The sequence below is a fragment of the uncultured Shewanella sp. genome (assembly GCF_947495455.1).
Classification (GTDB): domain Bacteria; phylum Pseudomonadota; class Gammaproteobacteria; order Enterobacterales; family Shewanellaceae; genus Shewanella.
The window spans coordinates 1-9,871 of the sequence record NZ_CANLZC010000152.1 but is presented as its reverse complement, the minus strand read 5'-3'; the positions used below and the strand labels follow the sequence as shown (position 1 = coordinate 9,871).

General features: G+C 38.6%; 10 protein-coding genes. 7 read left to right on the top strand and 3 right to left on the bottom strand.

Features of this window, described 5'->3' with window-relative positions:
- The first annotated feature begins 417 nt into the window (after positions 1-417).
- From Q0791_RS23455 to Q0791_RS23435, 5 genes are all read left to right on the top strand, one after another.
- A complete protein-coding gene (locus Q0791_RS23455; RefSeq protein ID WP_299011671.1) occupies positions 418-876 on the top strand; it encodes a hypothetical protein in 459 nt (152 codons plus the stop codon).
- A gap of 60 nt (positions 877-936) precedes the next feature.
- Positions 937-1,512: an ester cyclase gene (locus Q0791_RS23450; RefSeq protein WP_299011670.1), complete on the top strand. Its 576-nt coding sequence runs from the start codon at positions 937-939 to the stop codon at positions 1,510-1,512.
- Positions 1,513-1,694: 182 nt separating this feature from the next.
- Complete coding sequence (locus Q0791_RS23445; RefSeq protein ID WP_299011669.1) at positions 1,695-3,029, top strand: DEAD/DEAH box helicase; 1,335 nt, start codon at positions 1,695-1,697, stop codon at positions 3,027-3,029.
- A gap of 162 nt (positions 3,030-3,191) precedes the next feature.
- On the top strand, positions 3,192-3,629 hold the full coding sequence (locus Q0791_RS23440; RefSeq protein ID WP_299011668.1) for a DUF3010 family protein: 438 nt from the start codon (positions 3,192-3,194) through the stop codon (positions 3,627-3,629).
- A gap of 32 nt (positions 3,630-3,661) precedes the next feature.
- Complete coding sequence (locus Q0791_RS23435) at positions 3,662-4,168, top strand: M48 family metallopeptidase (RefSeq protein WP_299011666.1); 507 nt, start codon at positions 3,662-3,664, stop codon at positions 4,166-4,168.
- Position 4,169: 1 nt separating this feature from the next.
- Here the strand turns inward: Q0791_RS23435 and Q0791_RS23430 are convergent, their stop codons facing one another.
- A complete protein-coding gene (locus Q0791_RS23430) occupies positions 4,170-4,493 on the bottom strand; it encodes a cupin domain-containing protein (protein ID WP_299011664.1) in 324 nt (107 codons plus the stop codon).
- 89 nt (positions 4,494-4,582) lie between these two features.
- Between Q0791_RS23430 and Q0791_RS23425 the strand changes: the two genes are divergently transcribed.
- On the top strand, positions 4,583-5,128 hold the full coding sequence (locus Q0791_RS23425; protein WP_299011662.1) for a hypothetical protein: 546 nt from the start codon (positions 4,583-4,585) through the stop codon (positions 5,126-5,128).
- Positions 5,129-5,169: 41 nt separating this feature from the next.
- On the opposite strand, the gene Q0791_RS23420 is transcribed toward Q0791_RS23425, so the two are convergent.
- Positions 5,170-6,429 carry a peptidoglycan DD-metalloendopeptidase family protein gene (locus Q0791_RS23420; protein WP_299011673.1) on the bottom strand — a complete coding sequence of 420 codons (1,260 nt, stop codon included), beginning with the start codon at positions 6,427-6,429 and terminating at the stop codon, positions 5,170-5,172.
- A gap of 1,327 nt (positions 6,430-7,756) precedes the next feature.
- On the bottom strand, positions 7,757-8,512 hold the full coding sequence (locus tag Q0791_RS23415; RefSeq protein ID WP_299011660.1) for a TSUP family transporter: 756 nt from the start codon (positions 8,510-8,512) through the stop codon (positions 7,757-7,759).
- 479 nt (positions 8,513-8,991) lie between these two features.
- On the opposite strand from Q0791_RS23415, the gene Q0791_RS23410 reads away from it, so the two are divergent.
- Complete coding sequence (locus tag Q0791_RS23410; RefSeq protein WP_299011672.1) at positions 8,992-9,648, top strand: LysR family transcriptional regulator; 657 nt, start codon at positions 8,992-8,994, stop codon at positions 9,646-9,648.
- Positions 9,649-9,871 lie beyond the last annotated feature (223 nt).

Here is a 9,871-nt window from a genome sequence, read left to right as displayed (position 1 = left end):
TTCGACAGGCAACGAAATAAAACTCGGAAAACCTTGCTATAGCTGTATCTCAAGCAGCTATTTGATCAACAAGGCTACTCGGCCTACCTTGTATAACGATAAACAAGGTGTTTTTTCTTATTATAATTTGCCAACAGCAGGCCCACATCCTAAAAATATTAAATATTAAATATCTTTATTATCTTTTTTATTTATTACTGGCTTTATTTTTATTCACGTAATTAAAAATACAAATATTGAGCCCTTTTTGAATAAATATTTGGTTCAATAATAATGGGAATAGCCAGTTTACACACAAAAACTGACATGAAGAGTTAAAAGCAATACGACGACTCAATGCTATACTTTAAAGGGTTCAGTGTATGAGTACTTTAAGGGGTTCAGTGTATGAGTATCGAGATGTGAAGGAGTGATATTATGTTTAACACTGCTAAGCTCCCTATTTCCCTTCAAAATAATAAGCTGGTTAGCATGCCCACTAATATGCTGATATTTCAAGATAGCATAAGAAAAATAGTCCTTTTTTTGCTTTTAAGTGCAATACTACACACACTCAGTACCATAAAAGTATCCGCCAGCGATTATCCCTCAAAAAATGAAACCTCTTCAAACAAAATAACACTCATTCCAGATGATAAACAAAACAATTCGACGCCAAAAGTTAACAGTATTATTCATCAACGCCTTGATGATCCTCGAAGCCTAGAGATTTGGCCTAATAACACTGCCAATGACCCATTCAGCCATAGAGTGCTTTATCAAGAGTGGCAAACGCCCGATCCCAATGAAAGTAAAGATATCGATTCACAAATCAGACAAAGAAATAATCAAGCTTTTTTAAAGTGGTTAAAGCAACTTAACCAAGAAAAGCAATAGCGTTTAATTCATGACAGCACAACCCCTTCAACTTACACATTCATTTATAAGGAGATTAAAATGCCAGTCAACACTCGAACATGCTTGATACCATTGCTGCTCACTATTTTTTTGATCATCAATCCATCCTTTGCTTCAACCCATGATGCTTTAGATAGCCAACAAGCGTCCATTGAAAAAAACAAAGCCCTATCGAGGCAGTCACTTGGCATGTGGAGCAGTCACAATACCATCAAACCCGAAAACGTTTTCGTAACAAATTATGTTAACCATCAAATCCCATCTCTTGATGGTAAAGTCGCTGCCGAAAACGTAAAACAATGGAAAGAGTTAGTGTCTGTTTACCACGATTCTTTCTCAAAATCGAATGTGAAAATCTTACTACAAGTCGCTGAAAAAGAATTTGTCACCACTTACTGGCAAATAACAGCAACACAATCAAAAGAATATTTAGGTGTATCTCCTACAGGAAAAAGCATTGCTTGGTCTGGTGTAGAAATCGATCGTTTTGAAAATAATAAGATTGCCGAAAGCTGGGTCATATGGGATATGTATTCCATGTTTACGCAATTAGGGGTCATCAAATCGCCTCAGTCTTTAAAAACATTGAGCGGCAAACCCAATAAACCTAACTGATAATGGCGATTCTTTTTAATGGGAAATATCTGAATGGCAGAGTAATAGCCCTCTCTATTATTTCCCATTTATCGCCTTCGTCAATCCCTCTCCCTTCAAGCGGAACCAACATCTTGAAGTAGCACGGCGATAGTAACCTAGGGTATAATATTCGATTATCTTAATTTTAGGAGTATCCTTCTTTGCTATTTACCGATTTTCAACTTGATAACCGTCTATTACAAAGCCTTAAGCACATGGGGATCAACACCCCTACCGAGATCCAAGAGCAAGCCATTCCAGTCGCTCTTGCAGGTAAAGACTTAATGGCTTCTTCTAAGACTGGCTCAGGTAAAACACTGGCTTTTTTATTGCCCGCCATGCAAAGAATGATTTCCACTCGTGCTCTCAGTAAACGCGATCCAAGAGTTGTGATCTTACTCCCCACTCGAGAGTTAGCGACACAAGTTTACAGCCAATTGCGTCTGCTCGTTGCCAATACACAATACAAAGCCATTAAAATTCTGGGCGGCGAAAATTTTAATGATCAAGCGAAATCATTAGCACGGGATCCTCACTTTATCGTCGCCACTCCAGGTAGGCTTGCGGATCACCTTGATCAACACCACCTTCACTTGAACGGATTGGAACTGCTGATATTAGATGAAGCCGATCGCATGCTTGATTTAGGCTTTGCGACTCAATTACAAGCTATTCATCGAGCAGCCGATCATAAACGTCGACAAACATTGATGTTTTCAGCCACATTAGATCATACTGATATCAATGATATTGCAGCGGAATTATTACATTCCCCTGAGCATGTCGCCGTTGGTGCCGCTAACACTGCGCACGCTGATATTACCCAACATGTCTATTTATGTGATCATTTAGATCATAAAGAAGCCGTGCTCTCTCGTCTGCTAAGCCAAGATGAACACAAGCAAATTATTATTTTTACGGCGACTCGACAAGATACTGGCCGCTTAGCAGACAAATTAGCCCAACAAGGCTTTAAAACTGCTGCACTCAGTGGTGATTTAAATCAAAGTCAGCGCAACCAAATCATGGATCAGTTTAGCCGTGGTCTGCAAAAAATATTGATCACAACCGATGTCGCTTCTCGTGGACTGGATTTATTAAATGTTTCCTTGGTCATCAACTTTGACATGCCTAAGTTTTCTGAAGAATACGTTCACCGTATTGGTCGTACTGGGCGAGCTGGCAGCAAAGGAGATGCCGTTTCACTGGTTGGCCCCAAAGACTGGCGTAACTTTGAAAATATTCAACAATTCTTGCATAAAACGTTTACGCTCAGCGTGTTCGACGACTTAAAGCCTAAATTTTCAGGTTTAAAAAATAAACCTAAGCGGACAAAAAACACCTCATCAATTGTGAAGAAACATAAAAAAACACCCCATAATAAGCAAAAATCAAAAAATGCTCCCTCAAAACGAGATAAACGTTTTCTGTCTGGTGTGGATGTAGGTGATGCGCCCATGCTAAGAAAGCCAAAGGAGCCGCTACAAGATGAATAGACACTAGCATCACGAGTCATTTAAGCATAATAAGTCGCCATAACCCATGGTAGCTTATCAATTTGAAGTAAGTTATAGAATGAAAAACGTCTTCCTAATAACAGGTCTTTTTAGTATTTAGGAAGATAATCACACCCATACTGACAGTTTTATAGGTAATTTATGAGAGTTTGTGGAGTTGAGTTAAAAGGTGGTGAAGCCATCATCAGTTTACTAAGTTATGAAGGGGACACCTATAATGTCCCTGATTGCCGTCAGCAATCTTTCACTGTGTCACATTCTGATCAAACAGAATCCATTCGCGATTTTCATTTTGCTTTCAGTAAACTCATGCAAGACTATCAGGTTGATGAAGTCATTATTATTTCCCGTGAGCAAAAAGGCAAGCAAGCAGGAAGTGCAACCAGTTTTAAACTTGAAGCGGCTATTCAACTCATTGATATACCCGTTTCGTGCATTAATCCTGTCCGTATCAAAGAGCAGCTAAAGCGCAACCCACCTATGGTTGACTTTGACGGTTTAAGCATGAAACGCTTTCAAAAAAATGCCTTTGAAGCCGCTTACGCTTACCATACTCTCAATATTTACCAACAGGATTAAACAAAAGGGCGTATTTTACGCCCTCATTTTCAATGACAGCACTCAAATACCTCAGTGGCTACCCAGATCACATTCAGCAACAAGTATCGCAATTACTCAAGCAAGGCAAACTTGGCCAATATGTCACGGCACGCTATCCACAACGGCATGATATTCGAAATGATAAAGCCTTATACCGTTATACACAGACAATAAAAAATACTTTTTTACGAAAAACACAAGCTGTCACTAAAGTGATTTACGACGATAAGCTCACCCTCAGTCATCAAGCATTGGGCTTACACTCTTATGTGGCGCGAAAACAAGGCAGTAAAATTAAAGCCAAGAATGAAATTAGGATCAGCGCTAAGTTAAAAAAGGCACCAGAAGCCTTTTTGCGCATGCTCATCGTGCATGAACTGGCACACTTAAAAGAAAAAGAACACAATAAAGCCTTCTATAAGCTCTGCTTACACATGGAGCCCAATTACCATCAGTTAGAACTTGATTTAAGGCTTTACCTCACTCTAGTCGACAATAATCAGGATCCCTATCAGTAATTCATTTATAATGGATAGCCAGCCAAAGTGTTTCTTCATTGGGCGTTGTCCAGCTAACCCTATGTTGACAGTGAGCCATGATTTCAATGGCCTCACCAGCTTTCAAACGTATTATATTACCATCGATAAAGGTTAATTCAGCTTCCCCCTTTAACACCATCACCCATTCATTCTTTGGCTGATCATACCACTGTCCCTCAGGCGTCACATGGGCCTTTGAGATAATACGCTCGATGAGAACATGCTCGGTTTCAACCAAAGGTTGAAACACTTCATGAGTAAGATCTAAAGATGTTGAAAGTTCATATAAATTTGTTTTTTTCATGTCACTCTTTTAAACCGTTAAATATTGACTGATAATGATTTTCATTTACAATATGAGTTCTTTTTTAGATTGTCGGTATCAGTCCCTCTATGATGAACAGTGAGTATTTAAAAAAACAGCAAAAATATACTCGAAAATTAATGAAAGCCACCGACAAGGCAAAATACTATGATTCACTGGTATCCAGCTCACCTTTAAATGATAAAATACATGATAAAAGGCGTAAATATCATCATAAAAAAGTCAAATATCAAAGGAAATTAGATGCCCTTAAGCTCAGTCTTCAACCAGACACTTTAATCGACTCTCCACCTTATTTCCACACAGTACTGCGTGTCACACAATACGCTTGGTCACTTGAAAAGACCAAAGGAAAGGAAGACCCTGAGCTTGCGGCCAAAAATGCTAAAAAACAAACACTAAAAATAGTGCAAAGAACGCATCAAGAAACGGCTCTATTCCACTCTTGTGTAACCAAATCCGTTCTCACAAAACGTCCATCAAATGATATTATTATGGTTAAAATGCACACAAATAAAGACTCGATAACACAGAATCATCGCTGTAAAAATTGCCCAGCAGTGAAAAAAGTGGGTGCATGCCGTTGTGAAAGCAAACAACGGCATGCCGGATAATCTGGATTTACTCACCATAAAACACAAGTGAGAATATGCAATTAACTCATCATTTTTTTATAGTTATCAACTATCAAAGCAAATGCTTTTTTATCTTTGAAAGACAATTCTTTAGCCATGGGAATTTTGGCTTTCATCACATCCACTGCACGTCCATTAATCAAGAATTCATAATGCAAATGGGGCCCAGTGATCCTTCCTGTATTCCCAGTTAAAGCAATGACTTGCCCTCGAGTCACCTTTTGTCCTTTACGAACAAGGGCTTTTGATAAATGTAAGAAGCGTGTTCGGTACTTACTGCCATAATCAATGACAATATATTTTCCAGCATAGGGATGATTGGTAACCATAGTCACCACGCCATCACCGGGAGCTATCACCTGAGTCCCTATGGGAGTGGCAAAGTCCGTACCGTTATGAGGCGCAATTCTTCCCGTCACAGGGTGTAACCTTTTAGGATTAAAGCGCGAGCTGATGCGATAATTATGTTTAAGTGGGATCCGCTGAAAAGCCCGCTGTAAACTTCGGCCTTTATCATCATAAAAATTCCCATCACTATAACGGTAAGCATTAATATCTCGACTTCCTCGATGAATATCAACCCCTAAAATATTACTGCTTCCTGTTGCTTCACCTTCCACAAACTGATCGCTTATCAAAACTGAAAACCTATCCCCTGCACGCAAATCTCTAGCAAAATTAATTTTGTCTTTTAATAAGGCTTCAATACGTTGAATTTCTGAAGCGGTGAGACCCATTTTTGATGCTGATAAATAAAAAGAACCTTGGATTTCCCCTTTAACGGTTCGATTTTGCCAAATGCCATCGATATTAATCTCTTCAGCATTAAAAGATCTATCATCAAAACGAGTAAAAATCACTTGTCTTGCAGGGCTAAAATATAGCTCCAGTTTCTGTAATTGCCCTTTCTCATTTAACCAAAATTGAATCTTATTACCCGGCGTTAATGTATCTAATGCTAATACATTCAAATCGGCTTCCAATACTTGATACATGGTTTGTTGATCGATTTTTGCCTCTTCAAACAGACCACTTAGAGTATCACCTTTCACCACCACTTTTTCAAAATTCGGCTCAACCACCTTTAATGCATCATCCACATCAACAGGACGCGGCTCCAATTGTGAAAGCCAACTTTCTTTATTTAAAGCCACAGCGATACGTTGAGAACTAGGCTTTTGGCTATGAGGCCACAAAAGGACACCACCAAACAGTAATCCTAACCCTAAAATCATTGTTTTATGCTGTAACGGCAACTTCCTCGAACCCCATTGAGGCATTTTAAAAAATGAATTCTTGTTCGACTGCAAAACCTTGCCTCATCTCTCTCATTGACATAAAAATATGGATCGGGTGCTTAAAAATGAACGCAAAAGAAATCCAACCCATAAGAAACCACAAAATAAGCGCTATGTTATAGCAGAAAAAGCCCCTCTCAAACTATTAAACTTCATTAATAGGCACTTAATTCACCGTGTCAGACCAAAATACTATGGCGGCATCAATCACAAACCTTCAACTTCGATCATAACTCAAGCATAACTCAGTCATAACAAGGCGCAAACCTACTGGCAAGACACAGTAAAATCTATAAAGAAAATAAAATGAAAGTTAAAGTAAGCTTTTTAAGCTGAATCTTTGCTGGCTAACCCATTAAAATCTCTTATTAGCCTCGAAATGACACTGATTATTGTCAAGAACCCCAAAATCACAACTTGGAGTACAGGAATTATGTCAATCTCGATGGGTGAACGGATCACTCAAAAGAGAACAAATTGTAAAAATTGTGAACATATCATGGAAAGGATAAAAAGAGATAAAAAAGAGACGAAAAAAGCCAGTAATGCTGATCCAAAATAGATCAAAGCGCCTCATTCAAGGCGCACTTTTCCAACATGTGTGAAGGTACAAAGATCACTCTTTGCCACTATTCTTAACCCAATATGGCATATTAGATCATCAGCAGTTTAATAATCATAATCAATGACATACTCTCCACTAATGACTTAACCCAATTCTTAACCCAATATGGCATATTGGATCATCAGCAGTTTAATACTCATAAGCAATCACATACTCACCACTAATGGCTTAATCCAATTCTTAACCCAATATGACATATTAGATCATCAGCAGTTTAATACTCATAATCAATGACATACTCTCCACTAATGGCTTAATCCAATTCTTAACCCAACATAGCATATTGGATCATCTGCAGTTTAATAATCATAATCAATGACATACTCACCATTAATGGCTTAACCCAATTCTTAACCCAATATGACATATTAGATCATCAGCAGTTTAATACTCATAAGCAATCACATACTCACCACTAATGGCTTAACCCAATTCTTAACCCAATATAGCATATTAGATCATCAGCAGTTTAATAATCATAATCAATCACATACTCATCACTAATAGCTTAACCCAATATGGCATATTGGATCATCTGCGGTTTAATACTCATAAACAATCACATACTCATCACTAATGGCTTAACCCAATATGGCATATTAGATCATCAGCAGTTTAATAATCATAATCAATGACATACTCACCACTAATGGCTTAACCCAATTCTTAACCCAATACAGCATATTAGGTCATAAGCAGTTTAATACTCATAATCAATGACATACTCACCACTAATGGTTTAACAAGTTTAGTCCCTTGACTCAGCACTAACCTTGCTCCCAATGACGCACCTATAGCCTGCCCTAAAAGCATGATGCCACCGAGTAACCAAAAAACTTTACCGCCTAAAGCGAAAAAAATTAAAGATGCGATATTCGTTGCTAAATTCAATACCTTTGCATGTGCGGTTGCTTTTGCTAGACCAAACCCTAATAAGGAGACAAAGGCTAATGCAAAAAAGCTGCCTGTACCTGGCCCGAAAAAACCATCATAAAAGCCCACCCCTAAGGATGCCGTTAATGCAAATGCACCGACGCTCAGTACTTGATGTCTATCCAGATCGCTCATTTTCTTTGAAAAGAGAAAATATCCGCCAAGACTCAATATTAAGAAAGGCAATAAAATGTCTAAAACACTGGCATCAATCAATTGAACTGCAACTGTCCCCATTGATGCACCAACAAAGGCACAAATAATCGCCCACTTTATTTCACCCAGTTTAATCACACCTTTACGAATAAAGTAAAAACTCGCAAAAAAACTGCCACCACAAGCCTGCAATTTGTTGGTTGCTAATGCTGCTGTGGGTGATAATCCCACCCACATTAAAGCAGGGATGGTTAATAAGCCTCCTCCCCCTGCAATTGAATCAATAAACCCGGCAAATATCGCCACAAAAAAAAGGATTAAAGCCAGATGTAAACTCAGTTCAAATTCCATAAAAAATGTATTCAGATAACCATCAAGAGGCGCCTATTAAACGCTTTTTGCAACCAAAAGACAAAGGAGTTATTTGATACCCGTGATACTTCAAGCTGCAGGATTCAGCTGGAATTAAAAGCCTTTTAGGCAAGGTCATTAATTGCTCCTGCATAAATGACATTTCCATCATCCTTGATGGTCAGCTAAACATCGAGCCTAGTCATTCTAAGCCGATGTTTAATAACACAGTATAAAAGGCCTTGCTTTTACATATAAAGAGGCCAGCCCGTTGGGAGTGTATAAAAGCCCCTACTTCTTCGTTGTATCATCTTAAAAAGCAATAAGCATTTCAGCAATCATACGCCTTGAATTAGGCACTTTTACGCACTCTGAAAACAGGCATCTTGAAATATCACGGGTATGGCCTTAATGTGAGTTTTTCTCTTGCAAAATTCACCTCTTTATCAATCGGCTCTCCCATTAATAGGCTCACACTCATGTTTAAAGATTTACCACCACTCAATGCATTACGTGCTTTTGAATCTGCCGCTAGGCTGTTAAGTTTCACGCTCGCGGGGAAAGAGCTATTTGTCACTCATGGAGCAATCAGTAAACAAATAAAACTGTTAGAAGCTTATTTAGGTTTACCCCTATTTATTCGTTTACATCGACAATTAGTATTAACAGATGAAGGACAACGTTACCTCCCCCATGTCCAAACAGCGCTTCAATCACTGAACAATGCAACATATGACTTGAAAAGCCAGCCCTTACAGACGCAAACTTTGTCCATCAATGTCCTTCCCAGCTTGAGTATTAACTGGCTTATTCCTCGAATTGAAGAATTTAAATCACAATACCCTAATCTCTTTGTTGACTTATCTATCGGTGATTTTCCTGTTGATTTTGCCGTTGAACATTTTTATATGTTGAGTCAAGCCGCAGTAAGTGGCATTGGCATGGCGCTCATTCCACGTTTTTTTATTGAAAAAGAATTAAAAGAGGGCAGCTTAGTGCTCCCCTTTACGCACACCTTTATTAGCCCTTATCGTTATTACATTCTGACCTCAAATACCAAACAACTCGCGCTTAAGACTCAAGTGTTTATTGATTGGCTGTTGGATCTTTTTTCCCATTATCGCAAGGAACCTTAGAGATGACCTCTGAAATAAGAGTATTCAGGGCACATTCATAACAGAAGCGAGCCGACTTTGACACAATAAAGGCCAAACAACTCGCGCTTAACACTTTAAAGTTTATCAATTGGCTGTTGGAGCTCTTTCCCCATTATCGCAAGGAACCTTAGAGATGACCTCTGAAATAAGAGTATTCAGGGCACATTCATAACAGAAGCGAGCCGACTTTGACACAATAAAG

Coding starts and splice junctions, on each gene's coding strand:
- Q0791_RS23455 (WP_299011671.1), top strand. CDS start 418: ATGTTTAACACTGCTAAGCTCCCTATTTCCCTTCAAAATAATAAGCTG.
- Q0791_RS23450 (WP_299011670.1), top strand. CDS start 937: ATGCCAGTCAACACTCGAACATGCTTGATACCATTGCTGCTCACTATT.
- Q0791_RS23440 (WP_299011668.1), top strand. CDS start 3,192: ATGAGAGTTTGTGGAGTTGAGTTAAAAGGTGGTGAAGCCATCATCAGT.
- Q0791_RS23435 (WP_299011666.1), top strand. CDS start 3,662: ATGACAGCACTCAAATACCTCAGTGGCTACCCAGATCACATTCAGCAA.
- Q0791_RS23430 (WP_299011664.1), bottom strand. CDS start 4,493: ATGAAAAAAACAAATTTATATGAACTTTCAACATCTTTAGATCTTACT.
- Q0791_RS23425 (WP_299011662.1), top strand. CDS start 4,583: ATGATGAACAGTGAGTATTTAAAAAAACAGCAAAAATATACTCGAAAA.
- Q0791_RS23420 (WP_299011673.1), bottom strand. CDS start 6,429: ATGCCTCAATGGGGTTCGAGGAAGTTGCCGTTACAGCATAAAACAATG.
- Q0791_RS23415 (WP_299011660.1), bottom strand. CDS start 8,512: ATGGAATTTGAACTGAGTTTACATCTGGCTTTAATCCTTTTTTTTGTG.
- Q0791_RS23410 (WP_299011672.1), top strand. CDS start 8,992: ATGTTTAAAGATTTACCACCACTCAATGCATTACGTGCTTTTGAATCT.